Origin of the sequence: Glycomyces sambucus, from assembly GCF_900102815.1 — a bacterium.
In the GTDB taxonomy this organism is placed as follows: Bacteria; Actinomycetota; Actinomycetes; order Mycobacteriales; family Micromonosporaceae; genus Glycomyces; species Glycomyces sambucus.
Genome location: NZ_FNGF01000005.1, coordinates 498497 through 516876 on the forward strand (window position 1 = coordinate 498497; position 18380 = coordinate 516876).

Annotated in this window: 16 protein-coding genes and 1 pseudogene; 12 read left to right on the forward strand and 5 right to left on the reverse strand. The window is 72.8% G+C overall.

The window, feature by feature from the left end; all coding sequences use genetic code 11:
* Window positions 1-53: 53 nt before the first annotated feature.
* Window positions 54-1835, reverse strand: coding sequence for a thioredoxin domain-containing protein (locus tag BLS99_RS17590; protein ID WP_091052589.1), 1782 nt, complete (start codon window positions 1833-1835; stop codon window positions 54-56).
* Between the two features lie 242 nt (window positions 1836-2077).
* On the opposite strand from BLS99_RS17590, the pseudogene BLS99_RS27795 reads away from it, so the two are divergent.
* Window positions 2078-2554 (forward strand): annotated as a pseudogene (locus BLS99_RS27795) (DUF998 domain-containing protein); the annotation flags it as partial.
* Between the two features lie 84 nt (window positions 2555-2638).
* Here the strand turns inward: BLS99_RS27795 and BLS99_RS27060 are convergent.
* The 3 genes from BLS99_RS27060 to phoH2 form a co-directional block, all read right to left on the reverse strand.
* Window positions 2639-3310: an aggregation-promoting factor C-terminal-like domain-containing protein gene (locus BLS99_RS27060; RefSeq protein ID WP_091052594.1), complete on the reverse strand. Its 672-nt coding sequence runs from the start codon at window positions 3308-3310 to the stop codon at window positions 2639-2641.
* Window positions 3311-3391: 81 nt separating this feature from the next.
* The gene (locus BLS99_RS17605) at window positions 3392-4075 is read right to left on the reverse strand and encodes an aggregation-promoting factor C-terminal-like domain-containing protein (RefSeq protein ID WP_091052596.1); all 684 of its coding nucleotides are present in this window, start codon (window positions 4073-4075) and stop codon (window positions 3392-3394) included.
* A 69-nt stretch (window positions 4076-4144) separates the two neighbouring features.
* A complete protein-coding gene (gene phoH2, locus BLS99_RS17610) occupies window positions 4145-5449 on the reverse strand; it encodes an RNA 5'-3' helicase PhoH2 (RefSeq protein ID WP_425432621.1) in 1305 nt (434 codons plus the stop codon).
* A 216-nt stretch (window positions 5450-5665) separates the two neighbouring features.
* On the opposite strand from phoH2, the gene BLS99_RS17615 reads away from it, so the two are divergent.
* The 11 genes from BLS99_RS17615 (at window position 5666) to BLS99_RS17665 (ending at window position 17698) form a co-directional block, all read left to right on the forward strand.
* Window positions 5666-5932 (forward strand): hypothetical protein, encoded by a 267-nt coding sequence (locus BLS99_RS17615; protein ID WP_198667119.1) that lies wholly within the window; start codon window positions 5666-5668, stop codon window positions 5930-5932.
* 13 nt (window positions 5933-5945) lie between these two features.
* On the forward strand, window positions 5946-6749 hold the full coding sequence (locus tag BLS99_RS17620) for a hypothetical protein (protein ID WP_091052600.1): 804 nt from the start codon (window positions 5946-5948) through the stop codon (window positions 6747-6749).
* A complete protein-coding gene (locus tag BLS99_RS17625) occupies window positions 6746-9583 on the forward strand; it encodes an FtsK/SpoIIIE domain-containing protein (protein WP_245712289.1) in 2838 nt (945 codons plus the stop codon). The genes BLS99_RS17620 and BLS99_RS17625 overlap by 4 nt, the downstream gene beginning before the upstream one ends.
* 8 nt (window positions 9584-9591) lie before the next feature.
* Entirely contained in the window at window positions 9592-10272 is a 681-nt protein-coding gene (locus tag BLS99_RS17630) for a hypothetical protein (protein WP_091052602.1), read from the forward strand.
* A gap of 93 nt (window positions 10273-10365) precedes the next feature.
* On the forward strand, window positions 10366-10920 hold the full coding sequence (locus BLS99_RS17635) for a hypothetical protein (protein WP_091052604.1): 555 nt from the start codon (window positions 10366-10368) through the stop codon (window positions 10918-10920).
* Between the two features lie 664 nt (window positions 10921-11584).
* A complete protein-coding gene (locus tag BLS99_RS17640; protein WP_342761287.1) occupies window positions 11585-13387 on the forward strand; it encodes a phosphoenolpyruvate carboxykinase (GTP) in 1803 nt (600 codons plus the stop codon).
* A gap of 63 nt (window positions 13388-13450) precedes the next feature.
* The gene (locus BLS99_RS17645; RefSeq protein WP_091052610.1) at window positions 13451-14218 is read left to right on the forward strand and encodes an isoprenyl transferase; all 768 of its coding nucleotides are present in this window, start codon (window positions 13451-13453) and stop codon (window positions 14216-14218) included.
* 92 nt (window positions 14219-14310) lie between these two features.
* Window positions 14311-14850 carry an RNA polymerase sigma factor gene (locus BLS99_RS17650; RefSeq protein ID WP_218126593.1) on the forward strand — a complete coding sequence of 180 codons (540 nt, stop codon included), beginning with the start codon at window positions 14311-14313 and terminating at the stop codon, window positions 14848-14850.
* Window positions 14847-15752 carry a hypothetical protein gene (locus BLS99_RS17655; RefSeq protein ID WP_091052613.1) on the forward strand — a complete coding sequence of 302 codons (906 nt, stop codon included), beginning with the start codon at window positions 14847-14849 and terminating at the stop codon, window positions 15750-15752. Before BLS99_RS17650 ends, BLS99_RS17655 begins: the two co-directional genes overlap by 4 nt.
* 159 nt (window positions 15753-15911) lie before the next feature.
* Window positions 15912-16469 carry an RNA polymerase sigma factor gene (locus BLS99_RS17660; RefSeq protein WP_218126596.1) on the forward strand — a complete coding sequence of 186 codons (558 nt, stop codon included), beginning with the start codon at window positions 15912-15914 and terminating at the stop codon, window positions 16467-16469.
* Entirely contained in the window at window positions 16466-17698 is a 1233-nt protein-coding gene (locus tag BLS99_RS17665) for a hypothetical protein (RefSeq protein ID WP_091052618.1), read from the forward strand. The genes BLS99_RS17660 and BLS99_RS17665 overlap by 4 nt, the downstream gene beginning before the upstream one ends.
* Before the next feature lie 71 nt (window positions 17699-17769).
* Here the strand turns inward: BLS99_RS17665 and BLS99_RS17670 are convergent, their stop codons facing one another.
* Window positions 17770-18324 (reverse strand): isochorismatase family protein, encoded by a 555-nt coding sequence (locus BLS99_RS17670; protein ID WP_091052620.1) that lies wholly within the window; start codon window positions 18322-18324, stop codon window positions 17770-17772.
* Window positions 18325-18380: the final 56 nt, after the last annotated feature.

Consider the following 18380-nt stretch of genomic DNA (forward strand, 5'->3'; position numbering starts at 1 on the left):
CGCTTGCCGACCGGCAAGGCCATTTGCGCCGTGGGCCGGTGTGATCCCCAGCCCTATTCGGCGGGCGGCACCCGCTGGGCCCTGACCAGCGCCTCCGCGGCGGCGAGGAGCCCCGCGGTGAACCGCGGGTTCTGGCCCATGACGGGCTCCGCGCGGGCGACGGCCCGCCACGCGTCGTCCTTGTACGACTCGTCGCCGGTGGCCCCGTATGCCTCCAGCAGCGCGGCCGCCGCCAGCGCCCAGCCCGACGCGGTCGGCCCGTCGTGCACGTCCGCCGGGCGCGACACCAGCCGCTCCGCGTCGGCGGCGGTGTCGTAGAACCCGCCGAGGCCGTCGCCGAAATGCGCGCGCACCTGCTCCAGCAGCGCCCGCGCCCGGCCGATCCACTCCCCGCCCAGGCGCAGGAACCCGAGCGCGACCGCCGCGTAGTCCTCCAGGATGCCCGGCGCCGCCGACACCTCGCCGCCGAGCGACGCCCGCGCCAGGCGCCCGTCCGCGCCGATGTGCTTCTGGGCCAGGAAGGCGGCGGCCCGCTCGGCCGCCACGAGCGCGTCGCGCCGGCCCGTCCGCGAGGCGTACTCGGCGAGGGCCGCGATCGCCAGGCCGTTCCAGGCCGCCACCACCTTGTCGTCGCGGCCCGGCTGCGCCCGCTTCCGGCGCGCCTCCAGGAGCCGGTGCCGCACCGCCGCGAACCGGGCCCCGTCCGCGGGGTCCTCGGGGAGTTCGAGGACGTTCGCGCCGTGCTCGAAGTTCGGGCTCCGCGGGTCGACCCCGAACGCCGCCGCGGCCCAGGCCGCGTCCTCGCCCAGGACCGCCTCCATCTCCCCGAACGTCCACGCGTACGTCTTGCCCTCCACGCCCTCCGTGTCGGCGTCGAACGCCGCCGCGAATGCCCCCTCGGGGGTCGAGAAGCGCTCCAGGAGGAACGCCGCGGTCTCGTCGGCGACCCGCGCGAACAACTCGCCCTCCCCGGCGAGGCGCGCGTACAGCCACAGGAGCTCCGCGTTGTCGTACAGCATCTTCTCGAAGTGCGGCACCGTCCACGACGCGTCCACGCTGTAGCGTGCGAACCCGCCTTCGAGCTGGTCGTAGATCCCGCCCCGCGCCATCCGCTCGGCCGTCAGCCTCACATGGTCGAGCAGCGCCGCGTCACCGGTGCGCACGTACGCGTCGCACAGGAACCGCAGCGACGGCACGCCCGGGAACTTCGGGGCCGACCCGAACCCGCCGTTGACGGTGTCCGCCGACGCCAGGATCACCTGCGCGGCCCGGTCGAGCATCGCCTCGCGGATCGGCGGCGCGGGCGGGCAGGGCCCGTCCAGCGGGCACGCCACCGTGACGTCGGCGAACGCCGGCCCGCCCTGCGCGCTCGCCTCCACGATCGCCGCGCCCTGGTGCCGCAGCTCCTCGCGCTGGCCGGTCCAGGCCGCGTCCACGGCGTCGAGGAGGCGCAGGAAGTGGGGCTTCGGGAAGTACGTGCCCGCGAAGAACGGCGTCCCGTCGGGGAACGCGAACACGGTCATGGGCCAGCCGCCCTGCCCGGTGATCGCCATCGTCGCCTGCATGTACACCGCGTCGAGGTCCGGGCGCTCCTCCCGGTCCACCTTCACCGGCACGAACCGGTCGTTGATCGCCGCGGCCACGGTCCGGTCCTCGAACGACTCGTGGGCCATCACGTGGCACCAGTGGCACGTGGAGTACCCGATCGAGACCAGCAGCGGCACGTCCCGCGCGGCCGCGTCCTCCAGGGCCGCCGGCCCCCACTGGCGCCACGCCACCGGGTTCCCGGCGTGCTGGCGAAGGTACGGGGACAGCGCTCCGGCCAACTCGTTCATCCCGCAAGCCTCGCACACCGCCCGGCCCCCGGAGGAGGACCGGCGGTAGGGCAGGCGCTACCTCGGGCAGGGTGCAGGCGGGGGGAGGGATTCGGGTGTCCGCGTGACTGATTCCGGTCCCGAAAATCGCGAGTCTTTAAGGCATGGTTTCATTTGCCCCCGCAGCGGACCGGGCCGCCGTGTCGGTCCCCAGTGGATTCGTCGGATTCGGGAACACGTCGATGCTCGCCGGCCTCGTCGCCATGGTCGTCCTCCACGCCACCTCCGGCCTCAACCCGCTGTACAAGGTCATCAGCATCCACCTCTACACCCCGCTCGGCTGGCTCCTGCCCGTCGCGCTCGGCCTGTTCTCCCTCGGCGCCGCCGCGTACGGGCTCCAGGCCCGCAACGTCGGGGCCCCGAAGTGGCTGTCGTGGTCGCTGTTCGCGTGGGCCGCCGCCATCGCCGTCGTCGCCATCGTCCCCTCCGACCGCGACGGCGTCACCGTCTTCACCACCCACCACCTGGTGCACCGCTACTCGGCGTTCGTGGCCTTCTGCATCATGGCGGTCCTCGGCATCGCCTTCGGCCGCTGGCTGCGCCGCACCGAGCCCTCCCGCGCCCGCCGCGCCAACACCGTCATCGGCTGCGCCTGGTTCTCCGTCACGGTCCTCACGTTCACGTCGCTGCCGTACGTCCTCGAATGGTGGGGCGTCCCCCGCCCGCAGTGGCTGGAGATGGCCGGCCTGCTCCAGCGCCTCACGATCGCCTCGGGCATCGTCGCGCTGGTCGTCATCGGCGGCTACCTCAAGACCCGCACCGCGTCAGTAGAAGCCCTCGGCCTCGGAGTACGCCCAGGCGTCGCAGGGCGTCCCGTACTTGCCCTCGATGTAGCCCAGGCCCCACAGGATCTGGGTGACGGGGTTGGTCGCCCAGTCGTCGCCCTCACTGGACATCTTGTTCCCGGGGTACGCCTGGGGGATGCCGTAGGCGCCGATGGAGTTCTCGGCGAGCTCGTTCCAGCCGGACTCCTTGCTCCACAGCAGCTCCAGGCAGGCGAACTGCTCGAGGTCGTAGCCCCGCTCCAGGGTGATCGCGCAGCCGGTGGCCCGGTTCCCGGAGAACTCGCCGCAGCTGGCCGGCACCTCGACTGACGTCGGGTTCGTGTTCATCGCGGCCTCCTCGGCGGCCTGGTCGGCGTCCTCCTGGGCGTCGTCCAGGCCCTGCGCCTTGTCCGAGGCGTACTCCGCGACCGCCGCGGCCTTGACGGTGACGTCGGCCCCGGCGGTCGCGGCGATGTAGTTCATGTGGTGCGAGCGGGCCTCGTCGAACGCGGCCTCGGCGTCGGCCTGGTTCTCGGCGGCGGCGTTGCTCGGGTGCTGGGCGTCCTCGTCGGCGGGCCGGTCGGTCGCGGCCAGGACCGCGATGACGGCCCCGAGGGCCAGCACGAGGACCGCGGCGATCCGCGCGGCGTGGCGGGTCAGCTTGGGGATCACAGGGGGCTCCTGGGGGAGGAGGAGAAGGGGGAGTGAGGTGGAACGGGGCGGGCGCTCGTGCGCCCGCCCCGTTCACTGTCGCTAGTACCAGCCGACCTCTTCGGAGTGGTTCCACGCCTCGCAGGGCGAGCCGTAGCGGCCCTCGATGTAGCCCAGGCCCCAGCTGATCTGGGTGACCGGGTTGGTCTCCCAGTCGGAGCCCTCGCTGGCCATCTTGTCGCCGGGCAGGGCCTGCGGGATGCCGTAGGCGCCGATCCCGTTGGCCGCGTACTCGTTCCAACCGGACTCGCGGTCCCACAGGGCGACGAGGCAGCCGACCTGCTCCAGGTCGTGGCCGCGTTCGAGCGCCATGGCGCAGCCCGTGGCCTTGTTTCCGGAGTAGTCGGAGCAGTCCGACGGGACGTCGACCGACGTCGGGTTGGTGTTCGCCTCGGCCTCGGCCTCCGCTTCGGCCTCCGCCTGGTCGGCGTCCTCCTGGGCGCTGTTCAGGCTCGCGGCCCGGTCGGCGGCGAAGTCCGCCAGGGCGTCGGCCTTGACGTCGACCGCGGCGCCGGCGGTCTCGTCGATGTAGTTGACGTGCAGGTAGCGGACTTCCTCGTACGCCTCCTCGGCCTCGGCCTGCTGCTCGGCGGCGGCCTGGCTCGGGTGCTGGGCGTCCTGCTCGGCGGGGTCGTCGGTCACGGCGTTGACGACGATGACGGCCCCCAGTGCGAGGACGAGCACGGCGGCGATCTTCGCGCCGTAGCGGGTCAGCAGTGGGATCATGCGCTCTACTCCTGTGTCCCGGGCGTCTGTCCACAGACGCCCGGGACACAGCATGCCAGAGCTGGCCGGTCAGCCCTCCAGCAGGTTGGTGACCATCTCGGCGATCTCCGAACGCTCACTGCGCGTAAGTGTCACGTGCGCGAAGAGTGGGTGGCCCTTGAGCACGTCGATGACGCTGGCGACCCCGTCGAAGCGGCCCACCCGCAGGTTGTCGCGCTGGGCGACGTCGTGGGTGAGGACCACTTTGGAGCCCTGCCCGATGCGGGAGAGCACCGTGAGCAGCACCCCGCGCTCCAGCGACTGCGCCTCGTCGACGATGACGAACGCGTCGTGCAGGGAGCGGCCGCGGATGTGCGTCAGCGGCAGGACCTCGAGCATCCCGCGCTCGACGACCTCGGAGATGACGTGGTCGTTGGTGACCGCGCCGAGCGTGTCGAACACCGCCTGGCCCCAGGGGCTCATCTTCTCGCCCTCGGACCCGGGCAGGTACCCGAGCTGCTGGCCGCCGACCGCGTACAGGGGGCGGAAGACGATGACCTTCTTGAACAGCTCGCGCTCCAGCGACTGCTCCAGGCCCGCGCACAGCGCCATCGCGGACTTGCCGGTGCCGGCCTTGCCGCCGAGCGAGACGATCCCGATCTCGGGGTCCAGCAGCAGGTCGATGGCGACGCGCTGCTCGGCCGAGCGGCCGTGGATGCCGAACGCCTCGCGGCCGCGGATGAGGCGGATCTTCTTGTCGACGGTGACGCGGCCCAGCGCCTTCGAGCCCGTGCCGTTGAGCACGAGGCCGGTGTGGCAGGGCAGCTCCACGTCGTGGGGGAGGTCGACGTCGCCGCCGTCGAACAGGGCGTCGATCACCTCGTCCGACACCGCGAGCTCGGCCATCCCCGACCAGGTCGGGTCGACCGCCTGGCCGTGCCGGTACTCCTCGGTGGGGATGCCGACCGCGGACGCCTTGACCCGCAGCGGCATGTCCTTGGTGACCAGGACGGCGTCGGCGCCCTCGAGCCCGAGGGCCCGGGTGACGGCGATGATGCGGGAGTCGTTCGTGTCCAGCGCGAACCCGGCCGGGAGCCCGGAGGTGTCCACGTGGTTGAGCTCGACCCGGATGGAGCCGCCGTGGTCCCCGATGTCGATGGGCTGATCGAGACGACCGTGCTTGATGCGCAGTTCGTCGAGGCGCCTGAGGCACTCCCGGGCGAACCAGCCCAGCTCGGGATGGTGGCGTTTGGCCTCGAGCTCGCTGACTACGACGAGCGGGATGACCACGTGGTGTTCGTCGAACCGTGAGAACGCTCCTGGGTCTGACAGCAGAACCGAAGTGTCGAGGACGTAAGTGCGTTGCACTGGCACGGTCGCCTCCCGGGTGTCGATGTGTGAGGGCCGGCTTCGGTGAAGCTTGCGAACCGTAAGACCGGCTCTGCCCTGTTGGTAATCACACTGTAGTTGGGAGGTACGTCACTGCGCCACCTAAAAATGCATCGAAAGCAACACTGGTTGTCACTGGACAGTCGGGAATCCGACAAACCAGACACGCCGGGTTGCGACATCATCACGGAAAGTGGGCGGGATCTCCGCGAGAATAAGCGCGTGTCCACCGTGAGCGTCGCCGAACTCAAGTCCGCCATCGCCGCCGCCCTCCAGCAGGTCCGCGACGGCCAGGCCGCCATCTCCGCCGCCAGCCAGAACATCGAGGCCGCCCAGGGCGGCCTGACCGCCGTCACCGCCGGCTCCGGCCACGACTCCGTCGCCACCGCCCAGGCCGCGCTCGCGCAGGCCGCCGCGGAGCTGGAGCAGTCCCTGGCCGCGACCTTCGCCGCGGCCGAGCAGGCCGAGGCGTACGCCGCGACCCTCTAGAACGGAGACCCCTGTGGACGTCGCCGCCCTCGCCGGGAGCCTCAAGGCCCTGGCCGCCGACCTCCCCTTCCCCGCGTTCGACACCGCCGACCGCCATTTCGAGGCCGCGCAGTCCGAACTCGCCGAGGCCGCCCGCGAGTCCAACGCCGAAGTGGGCCTCCACAAGCTCGGCTCCGCCCGCGAGCGCCTCGACGCCGCCCGCACCCGCCTCGCCGAGGCGAGCGAGGCCGTCGACGACTACCTCGCCGCCATCGGCGCCGGCGCCGGGCCCGCCCCGGCCCAGGCCGCGCCCGACCGCGGCGCCCCCGCCGCCGCACCGCCCCCGGTGGACCCGCGGCAGTGGTGGACCGACCGCGTCAACGAGCTGTGCGACCGCGCCGGCGACGCCGAACCCGAGAAGGTCCCCCCGACCCGCCTCTTCAACGACCTGCTCAAGGCCGCCGGCGAGGGCAACGCCGACGCCTACTGCAAGCGCCTGCGCGACGCCGGCCCCGAGACCGGTGTCAAGCTCCCGGGCCTCGCCTGGCCGCTCGTGCGCAGCCTCGCCGCCGAGCACCTGGGCCGCAACCCGAACGCGAGCGACGTCCCTGTTCTGCGCGACAAGTGCGTGGCGAAGGTCCGCGCCCTCGTGCCCGGGGCCGAACCGCTCCACGTGGCCGAGGCGCTCGCCTCCGCGTGCACTCTCGGCGCCGGGGCCGGCGACGACGCCGCCCGCACCGCCGCGATCGGCCCCGTGCTGGTCGCCGCCATGCACCGCCTGCCCAGGCAGCGCCCGCAAGACGCGCACGAGACGACCGAGCGGAGGCCCCGGACATGAGCAGCTGGCGCAGAAGACTGGTGGCGGCCATGGGCGACGAGCTCGGCCGCGCCCGCGGCGAGGCCCGCCTCCTCGCCGAGCGCACCGCCGAGCGGGCCGAGTCCGAGCGCGGGCGCGCCGAGCAGGTCATCGGCGACGCGAGCCGCAAGCAGACGCAGCTGCGGCGCATCCACGACAAGATGACCGCCACGCTCGAAGCCCGCAAAGCCGCCGCCGTCGACGCCGGCCACCGCGCCGCCCTCGCCGCCGCCGCGCTCGCGGCGCCCGCCGCCGCGGGGGCACTGTGGAGCGAATGGAAGACGGAGTCGGGTCTCGGGCGCGGGCCCGCGCCGCTGCTTCGCGTCGGCCGCATCGCCGACAGCTCCGCACCGCTTCGGGGGCCCTCCCTCCCCCCCACCCCACCCACCACCTCCACCGCCATGCCGGAGACCGCCTCGACCGGGCGCGCTCCGGTCGAGAGTGGCGATGACCTCGCCGCCGCCGGAGGGATCACTCCGGGGGCCGCGACTGCATCAGCCGGCTCGTCCATTGTGGCAGGGGGGTACGACAATCCAGGACCCTCAGTGACCGAGACCTCACTCCCCGCGCTCATTCCGCTGCTCGACCGCTCGCACCTGCGCATCGACACCGATGCGGCGCACGCGCTTCCCGGGCTGCTGCTCCGCGCCGTCGGATCCGTGCCCGCCGGGCTCGTGCGCCTCCACATGTACGACCCCGAGCGCCTCGGCGGGTCCCTGTCCGCGTTCGCCGCGCTCGGCAAGGCCGGACTGCTCTCCTTCGTCGGCCCCTCGGGCCTGCGCGACGAGCTCGACGCCCTCGTGGAGACCGTCCGCCGCGTCAACGCCGATGTCCTCGCCGGCGAGCACGAATCACTCGCCGCGCTCGCCGCCGCCACCGGCCGGCGCCCCGAGCCCTGGCGCGTCCTCGTCCTCCTCAACGCCGACCTCGCCGCCTGGCCCGCCCACGACCAGGCCCAGCTCGCCCGCCTGCGCCGCACCGGGGTCGCCGCCGGAGTCCACCTCGTCATCGTCGGCGACGACGACGCCGGACCCGCCGACCTCCCGCGCCTCACCGCCACCGGCGCCACCGCGCTCCCGGGCGCCACCGTCGAACTCGACCCGCCGCCGCCCTCCACCGCCGTCACCAAGGCCGCCAAGCTCATCGCCGAGAAGCACCGCGCCGGCCGCGAACCCGCGCGCCTGGTCGACCTGCTCCCGCAGCGGCTGTGGAACGCCTCCTCCGCCACCGGCCTCCAGGCCCCCATCGGCGAGACCGCCGCCGGGGACGTCGCCAGGATCGCCCTCGGCGACAACCCGCCCCACGCCCTCGTCGGCGGCCCCTCCGGCTCGGGCAAGACCAACCTCCTCTACGCCTGGATCGCCGGACTCGCCTCGAACTACAGCCCCGACGAGCTCGCGCTGTACCTCCTCGACTTCAAAGAGGGCGTCTCCTTCGCGCGCTTCGCCTCCGGGCGCCGCGACCCCACCTGGCTCCCGCACGTGCGCCTCGTCGGCGTCAACATCAACGACGACCGCGAGTTCGGCCTCGCGCTCCTGCGCCACCTCAAGGACGAGCTGCGCCGCCGCGCCGAGGCCGCCAAGGCCCACGAGGCCACCAAGCTCGAAGAGCTCCGCGACGCCGACCCCGACGGCCACTGGCCGCGCATCGTCGCCGTCGTCGACGAGTTCCAGGTCCTCCTCGAAGCCCGCGACGCCGTCACCGACGAAGCCGTCCAGCTCCTCGAAGACCTCGCCCGCCGCGGCCGCAGCCAGGGCATCCACCTCGTCCTCGCCTCGCAGGACATCGCCGGGATCGAGGCCCTGTGGGGCCGCCCCAGCCTGGTCGCCCAGTTCACGCTCCGCATCGCCCTCCCCAAGGCCCGCAGGGTCCTCGCCGAGTCCAACCACGCCGCCGACACCGTCGCCCGCTTCCACGCCGTCGTCAACGACGAGTCCGGCCACACCGGCGCCAACCGGGTCGTCGCCGTCCCCAACGCCGGCCACGCCGACGCCTGGGAGCCCCTCCAGCAGCGTCTGTGGGAGGCCCGCGCCAGCGACAACGAGCCGCCCGCGCTCTTCGACGGTGACCACGTCCCCGACCTCACCACCGCCGTCCCCGAACCCGAGACCGCGCTCCTGGGCCAGACCATCGACGTCGCCTCCCGCGGCGCCGCGCTCGCGCTCCACCGCGCCCCCGGCCGCAACCTCGCCGTCCTCGGCACCCGCACCGTCGAGGCCGCCGACATCCTCGCCGCCGCCGCGCTCACCGCCGCGCGCGGCGCCAGCGAACGCGGCCAGCGCATCGGCGTCGACATCTGCTGCCTCGAACCCGACGCCGCCGCCTCCGCGCTCGCGCTCGCCGCCGCCCTGGAGACCGAGGGCGCCGACGTCGACTGGCACGACGACCTCGACGCCGCGTGCAAGGACTGGGAGTCCCGCTGCGACGGGATGCTCCGCCTCAACCTCTTCCACGCCGTCGACGCCGGGTCCGCCCGCCTCGACGCGGCCGGGTCGGCCCGCCTGCGCGCCATGCTCATCGACGGCCCCGAACGCCACCTCCACACGCTCGGCTGGTGGCGCTCGGTGCCGCGCCTGCGCGAGGACCTCGGCGGCTTCTCGGCCCGCTTCGACGCCGTCGACGCCTGGCTCGCCCTCGACGTCCAGGGCCCCGAGCTGGCGCCGCTCTCGCCCGCCAGCGGCGGCCCCGCCTGGTACCCGCGTACCCGCCGCGGCCTCTACTTCGACCGCGCCCGGCACCGGGTCCCGCAGGTCGTCATCCCGTACCGGACGACCGCGCTGCTGCCGAACCCGTCGGCCGTGCTCGACCTGCCCTGAGGAGCGCCATGACCGCCAGCACCGAGAGCGCCCCGAACGAGTACGCGCGGGCCGTGGCCGCGTACCTCGAGGACCGCGCCGACGCCGACGCCGAGATCCGCGCCGCCGACACCGCCTACCGCGACGAGTCGGCGAAGCTCGCCGCCGCCGTCGAGGCCGCGCGCACCTCGCGCGACGAGGCGAACCGGTCCTCTGTGGCCGCCGCGGCGCTGGTGGCCGAGACCGACAAGGCCGTCGCGATTCTGTGGCGGGCTCTCGGCGACTTCGTGGGGCACCGTCGCACCGGCCCGACCCCCTCGGCGGGGGTCCCCGACCCCGAGCCCGACACCGAGCGGGTCCGGACCCGCCTGGAGCGCTCGGGGCGGCTGCTCGCGCTCGCCCGGCAGGGTGAACTCCCGATCGAGGCGCCCCGCCACACGGAGGTGACGGCCGCCGCGATCGGGGCCGCGACCGGCGCGCTGGCGGTGGCGGTGGCGCTCGGGGTGCTGCGCGCGGACGGCTCGGCGGTGCGCCAGGCGTTCGCGGCGCTGACCCTGTTCCTGGGGATCGCGGCCGGCCCGATCGCGCTGGGGGTGTGGCTGTCCTGGCAGTACCGGGTGCGCCCGCGCCCGGGCCAGACCCTCGCGTGCGTGGGCGCGGCGGTGTTCGCGGTGTGCGCGCTGGCGGGGTTCTTCATGCGCGGACTGTGACCGCGCCGGGCGAGGCTTGCGAGCCCTCACTTGGCTCTGCTTGACTCGATGGGGTACACCTGGAGCGTTCCTGAAACGTGAGGAGACCCGTCAATGGCCGCCATCGACGACACCGGCTCGTGGCACTACGGCCCGCTGCCGTCCACTGACGACGCCCCGGCCTGGATCTACGGGATCGTCCCCGACGGCTGGATCGCCGGGATGCCGGAGGTCACGGTCGACCGCGACGAGATGATCATCATCTGCCCGCTGCCGACCCCGGACCACCCGGCGGACGCCACCGAGTCCGACCGCGCCGCGACCGAGGAGGGCCGGATCTCCCGCTTCCGGGAGGCGACCCGCGACATGCGGGTCCAGATCGCGCAGCAGCTCCAGTACCGGTACCACCGGCAGGCGTCGTGGGGGGCGCGCTGCGGGTCGACCACGATGGTCTTCACGCACCAGTCCCTGCCGGTGACGACCCGGCTGCGCCAGCCCGAGCGGCTGATCCTCGACACGCTCGTGGGCTCGGGGGTCGCCGCGTCGCGCCAGGACGCGCTCGCGTGGTGCGTGCGGCTGGTGGAGCAGCACGCGGAGGACTGGCTCAAGGAGCTGCGGGAGGCGATGCTCAGCGTCGACGACCTGCGCCGGCGGGGCCCGGCGGTCTGAGCACGATCGATCACGGGCGGAGGCGCGATGCGCCTCCGCCCGTTCGTCGTGCTCACCGCATGAGGAAGTAGACCAGGACGATCGCCGTCACGAGCACGATGGCGACCGTGAAGGCGACGACCCCGGTCCTGGTGCGGCCCGGCTGCGGTTCCGGTTCACGGTGCGCCATCGGCGTCTCCAACGGTTCGTCGCTGTGTGTTGCTGCTGTGCATCTTCGCCCAACTCGCCCTGCTGTGTGCCGTTTCACGGTAAAACGATCCGACACAGCGGTGTCATGGTTTCGTGACGCTTTCGTGACGGCGATCTAACGCGCTCGATCCATGATCGAAACCGATCGCATTAGTTGAGAGCGACGGTCAAATTCCGCCTCCGGTGATCGATGCTGCGCGGTGAAGCAGGAATCACAAGTAGTTGTGATCGTTCCGAGCTTGAATGCGCACCGAGAGGGAACCCTCAGGCGGAACACCTGTTCAACGGCCGTTCAATCACGCACGAGTTCCTGCGCGTTCGCGCCCGTTCCCGTAGCGTCCGAAGGACCGGCCCCGGCCGGAGCGCCCGCGTCCGTGCCCAGAAGCCGACCGAAGGAGCCACCGTGAGCATCGAAGTCGCCACCGGCGTAGCCGCCGCAGCGCCCGCGGCCACCGCCGCCGACACCGAACCCGCGATCGGACTCACCGATCCGCCCACCCGCCACCACCGGCTGCTCGCCTGGGTCGGCGAGGTCGCCGAGCTGACGAACCCCGACCAGATCGTGTGGTGCGACGGCTCCCGGGCCGAATGGGAGCGCCTGACCGCCGAGCTCGTCGCCTTCGGGACCCTCGTCCCGGTCCCGGCCAAGCCCGACTCGTTCCTCGCCCGCACCGACCCCGGCGACGTCGCCCGCGTCGAGGAGCGCACCTTCATCTGCTCCGAGGACCCCGAGGACGCCGGCCCCACCAACAACTGGACCGCCCCGGACTACATGCGCGAGACCATGACCGGCCTCTACCGCGGCTCCATGCGCGGGCGCACCATGTACGTGGTGCCGTTCTGCATGGGCTCCCTCGACGCCGACGAGCCCATGTTCGGCGTGGAGCTCACCGACTCCGCGTACGTCGCCGCCTCCATGCACATCATGACCCGCATGGGCGCCCAGGTCCTGGAGCGGATGGGCGGCGACGCCGAGTTCGTCAAGTGCCTCCACTCCGTCGGCGCCCCCCTCGCCCCCGGCCAGGCCGACGTCCCGTGGCCCTGCAACGAGACCAAGTACATCTCCCACTTCCCCGGCGACCGCGAGATCTGGTCCTTCGGCTCCGGCTACGGCGGCAACTCCCTCCTCGGGAAGAAGTGCTACGCGCTGCGCATCGCCTCCGCCATGGGCCGCGACGAGGGCTGGATGGCCGAGCACATGCTCATCCTGCGCCTCACCAGCCCCGAAGGGAAGGTCTACCACGTGACCGGCGCGTTCCCCAGCGCCTGCGGCAAGACCAACCTCGCCATGCTCGAACCCACCATCCCCGGCTGGAAGGTCGAGACCCTCGGCGACGACATCGCCTGGCTCCGCTTCGGCGAGGACGGCCGCCTGTGGGCCTCCAACCCCGAGTACGGGTTCTTCGGCGTCGCGCCCGGCACCGACTACCACACCAACCCCAACGCCATGCGCACCATCGAGAAGGGCCACACCCTCTTCACCAACGTCGCCCTCACCGACGACGGCGACGTGTGGTGGGAGGGCATGGGCGAGGCGCCCGGCCACCTCGTCGACTGGAAGGGCCGCGACTGGACCCCCGAGTCCGAGGAGCCCTCCAGCCACCCCAACAGCCGCTTCTGCACGCCCATCAAGCAGTGCCCGGTGCTCGCCGAGCAGTACGACGACCCGCGCGGCGTCCCGATCGACGCGATCCTCTTCGGCGGCCGCCGCGCCACCACCGTCCCGCTCGTCACCCAGGCCCGCGACTGGGTCCACGGCGTGTACATGGGCGCCACGCTCTCCTCCGAGACCACCGCCGCCGCCACCGGCAAAGTGGGCGTCGTGCGCCGCGACCCGATGGCGATGCTGCCGTTCATCGGCTACAACGCCGCCGACTACTTCGGCCACTGGATCGAGATGGGCAAGGCCGCCACCGACGAGGCCCTCATGCCGCAGGTGTTCTACGTCAACTGGTTCCGCCGCGGCGACGACGGCCGCTTCCTGTGGCCCGGCTTCGGCGAGAACGCCCGCGTCCTCAAATGGGTCGTCGAGCGCCTCGAAGGCCGCGCCGAAGCCGTCGAGACCCCGATCGGGTACTGCCCGACCCCCGCGGCCCTCGACGTCGACGGCCTCGACCTCACCGAGGACGACGTCGCCGCCGCCCTCGCCGTCGACCCCGCCGAGTGGGCCGAGGAGGTCCCGCTCGTCGAGAGCTGGTTCGCGCGCTTCGGCGACCGCCTGCCCACCGTCCTGTGGGCCGAGCTGGACGCCCTCAAGCAGCGCCTCGACGGGCGGTAACCAGCCGTCACCGGCAGCGGGCAGGGCCGGGGCCCGATGGACCCCGGCCTACAATTGCCGGTTGTGGCGATCTCGAACCTGCTTTACCGGATATACGAGCGTCGGCTCGCGCGCGAGCTGACCGGACAGCCGCTGCCCAGGCACATCGGCGTCATGGTCGACGGCAACCGGCGCTGGGCCCGCGACATGGGCCTGACCGACCCCAACGACGGCCACCGCGCCGGCGCCAAGCACATCGAGCGGTTCCTCGGCTGGTGCGACGAACTCGGCGTCGAGCACGTGACCATCTGGCTGCTCTCCACCGAGAACCTCTCCCGGCCCAAGGACCAGCTCGACCCCCTCCTCGACATCATCGACGAACTCGCCGGCGAGCTCTCCGACGACGACCAGCCCTGGCAGCTGCGCATGGTCGGCGCCCTCGACCTCCTCCCCGAGGAGCACCAGGCCGCCCTCAAACGCGCCCAGCAGCGCACCGCCGACAAGCGCGGCATGCAGGTCAACCTCGCCGTCTGCTACGGCGGCCAGCGCGAGATCGCCGACGCCGTGCGCTCCTTCATGCTCGAGCAGGCCGCCGCCGGCGCCGGCCTGGAGGAGGCCGCCGAGGCGATCGACGCCGACTCCATCGCCCGCCACCTCTACATGACCGGCCAGCCCGACCCCGACCTCGTCATCCGCACCTCCGGCGAGCAGCGCATCTCCGGGTTCCTGCTGTGGCAGTCGGCGTACTCGGAGTTCTACTTCTGCGACTCCAACTGGCCCGACTTCCGCCGCGTCGACTTCCTGCGCGCCGTCCGCTCCTTCGCCACCCGCGACCGCCGCTACGGCAAATGAGCGCCTGAGAAAACCCCCGCGCGGCTGAGACGCGCCGGGGCCCCCGTTCGTGTGGAGGGTGCGACCGCCGCAACCCGACCACGAGGAGCCACATGGCCGCGACCGCCACCACCTCCGCCATGCACCGATCCCGCGCCGCCCCCGACCCCCGCGCCGAGTTCGCGGCCTTCTACGCCGCCAACATCGGGCCGATCACCGCGCAGATCCGCGCCTACACCGGCGACCGGGCCGAAGCCGAGGACGTCGTCGCCGAGGCGTTCCTGCGGGCCCTGACCCGCTGGAAGACCATCGGCGGGTACGACAACCCCGCCGTCTGGGTCCGCCGCGTCGCCTGGAACCTCGCCACCTCCAGGCTCCGGCGCGGCACGTTCATCCGGCGCTTCCTGCGCCGCCAGCGCATCGCCGACGTCGAAGGGCCCGGGCCCGACCGCGTCGACCTCGAACGCGCCCTCGCCGCCCTCGGCGAGCGCCACCGCAAGGCGATCATCCTCCACTACATCGCCGGCATGACCGGCGCGGAGATCGCCGACCAGGAGGGCGTCGCCGAGTCGACCGTCCGCACCTGGCTCGCCAGGGGAAGAACCGCGCTCGCCGAGCGCCTGCGCACCGACGACATCAAGGAGCATCCGTGACCGCCACCCCCGACCCGCTCGAACCGGTCTTCACCGACTACACCGCCGACACCACCGCCGAAGTCCAGCACTCCGGCACCGACGCGTTGTGGCGCAAGGCGAAGCGCCGCCGCATCGGCCGCGGCGCCACCGCGGGCGCCGCCGCCCTCGCCCTCCTGGCCCCGGCGGGCTGGCTCCTGCTCAACGCCGCCGGAGCCGACCAGCCGGCCGGGGCGCCGCCCGGGGCGTTCGGACCCGACGCGACGGAGTCCTCCCGGGCGGCGGAGCTCGGGGCGGAGGAGTCGGAATCCGAAGTGGAGACGGACGGCGGGGACGTCGGCGCCGCCTACTCGGTCGACTTCATCGGCGACACGGTCGACATGCCGTCGTTCGCGCCCGGCGACGCCGAACTCGAAGCGGCGTGCACCGTCGGCGACACGGTCCTCGGCAACGGCATGTACCAGGGGGCCGGCGACATCGGCGACTACGTGGAGGGCGAGGCGTTCTTCGTGGGCGTCACGTACGCCGCCGTCACCGCGGCCGACCGCGCCCTGGTCGCCACCGGCGACTACGACTACCGCGACCTCAGCCTCGCGGGGCTCTTCGGATGCGACACCGGCGGCGAGATCCTCTTCCAGGCCGCGGTCGTCGTCGACGACGGCGACGGCACCTGGACCGCCGAGCAGCTCGTCCACTCCGAACCCGGCGGCGAGACCCTGAAGGGGTTCTTCACCACCGACGAGGGCTATGAGCTCCTCATCGGATTCGCCAGCCGGTGGGCCCCCGAGGCCGAACTCGACGAGGACGACTACTGGATCGACAAGGTCGTCCTGGACGACGACGGGGCCGTGACCCGGGAGCCCTCCGACTACGACTACTGGAGCCTGGTGATCGACATGACCTCGCACCTGCTCGCCGAGTAGACCGCGATCCCGGCCCCCGCGAGCACCGCTCGCGGGGGCCTTCGGGGTCCGGAAAGGACGTGGCCTGGATTACCTGGCACCGGCTGCATCAGAAGCGGACCGGCGCTCGTGTATCTGATGCGGACCCCCAACCCGCCGCACCGTGAACGAGGAGCCCCCATGACGCCCACCCGCGACAGCTCTGCGCCACCAGGGGAGGGCGGCGCCGCCGCGCAACTGCTGCCGATGCGCGCCAGCCTCGAGTTCGACGACTTCTACGCCGCCAACGTCAGGGTCATCACCGGCCAGATCTACGCCTACACCGGCGACCGGGCCGAAGCCGAGGACCTGGTGGCCGAGGCGTTCTGCCGCGCGCTCGCGCGCTGGCGGAAGGTGCGCGAGTACGAGAACCCCACCGCGTGGGTGCGCCGCGTGGCCTGGAACCTCGCCACCAGCCACCTGCGCCGCCGCGGGGTCGTCCAGCGCTTCCTCAACCGGCAGCGCGAGACCCACGAGAAGGCGCCGGACGGCGACCGCGTCGACCTCATGCGCGCGCTCGCCGGCATCGGCGAGCACCACCGCAAGGCCGTGATCCTCCGGTACATGGCGGGCCTCACCGTCGCGGAGATCGCCGAGCAGGAAGGCGTCGCCGAAGCCACCGTCCGCTCCTGGCTGACCCGGGGGAAGGCCGCCCTCGCCGGCCGACTCACCGTCCAAGACGAGATGGAGCAGCGATGAGCACGCCAGACGACACCCTCTTCGAAGAGGCGTTCGCCGACTTCGCCCACGCCGCCGAGCTCATGGTCGACCCGGTCGACTCCGCCGTCATCCACGGCAGGGTGCGCCGGCGCCGGACCACCAAGGGCGCCATGGCCGCCGCGCTGGCCGCGCTTGTCGTGGCCGTGCCCGCCGCCTGGTGGCTCCAGGAGTCCAACGGCCAGGAGGTCGACCCGCCGCCCGCCGACGACACCACCGCGGTGACCACCGAGGCCGAGACCTCCCCCGAGGAGGCCGGCGGCGGCACCAACAGCGTCCCCGACGGCCAGGCCACCGGCGGCGACGACCTCGTCCTGCCGACGTTCACCGACCTCGTCGGCGCCGAGATCGAACTGCCCGAGTTCTTCCCCGGCGCCGGCGAGCTGAACGACGCCTGCCCGGTCGCGCCCGCCACGATCACCGACGCCGCCGGGAGCGCCTACGGCGACGGGAAGATCCGGCTCCTCAAGGTCGTGCAGACGACCTTGGAGGAGGACGGACCGGTCGAGGCGGTCGCGCTCTTCGGCTGCACCCCCGGCGACGCGCTGGTCACCCAGGCGGTGTCCGTCGCGGGCGACGGCGAAGGCGGCTGGGAGGCCACCGAGGCGGTCGCCCTCGGCGACACGAACGAGTTCCCGCTGCTCGACATCGCGCCCGCCGCGGTCACCGGCGTGCTCCTGCTCGTCCCCGAGCCCCACGGCACCGACCAGTCCGGGCCGCTCGACTACGACATCTACCGGTACCGCACCGGCGCCGACCTCGAGGACGTCACCGACACCGCGTACCTGTGGGGGATCACCGACCTCGCCGTGGAGGTCGAGAAGCGCGACAACGGCGACGGCACCTGGACGGCCGAGGCCACGGTCACCAACGCGGGCGACCACGAGTCCCAGGCGTTCACGCTGTCGCTGTGCGCCGACCCGGCGCTCGCCGTCGACGGACTCGACGGCCTGCCCGCGTGCACCGAGGCGCGCGAGCCCACCGCCGAGTACGAGGCGCTCGCGCCCGGCGAGACCGTGCGCGCGGAATGGACCGTGACGCCCGCGCCGTTCGACGAGTGGAGCGGGGACGCGCAGGCCGGCGGGGCGTACTTCGACGTCTCGGTCGACATGCGCGCCTACGGCTCCGACGCGTTCGCCTTCGACTACGACAACTCCAACGACTACGGCGCCATGGCCCTCATCGCCGACGACGTCGCCGAGACGCCGTGAACGGAGGGCGGGCCGGAACCCCGGCCCGCCCTCCTGCTCTCCGTTGGACTGCGCCTTCAGGCGAACGACCGCTATGCGACGGCCACGCCCGCTTTCTCGAGGTCCGCGAGGGCCTTCGCCTTCGTCTCCTCGGCGACCGCCGCGGTGTAGTCGAGGAGCACGGTGGTCGTGAAGCCCTCGGCGGCCGCGTCGAGGGCCGTGGCGCGCACGCAGTGGTCGGTGGCGATGCCGACGACGTCGACCGCGTCCACGTCGCGCGTGCGCAGCCACTCGGTCAGGCCCGTCTCGCCCGAGGAGCCCTCGAAGCCCGAGTACGCGGCCTCGTAGGCGCCCTTGTCGAACACCGCCTCGGCGAGCGAGTGGTCGAAGTCGGGGTGGAAGCCCGCGCCCGCGGTGCCGACCACGCAGTGCGGCGGCCACGAGTCGCGGAAGTCGGGTTCGGCCGAGAAGTGCAGACCGGGGTCGATGTGCCAGTCCCGGGTGGCGACCACGTGGTCCCAGCGCCCCGGGGCGGCCCTGATGAGTTCGGTGACGGCCGCCGCGACCGCGGCGCCGCCCGCGACGGGCAGCGACCCGCCTTCACAGAAGTCGTTCTGGACGTCTACCACGATCAGTGCCCGGCTCATGTCACCGATCCTAGTGACGGCGCCGCCCCACCGGTAGTCCAGGCGCGCGATCGCGA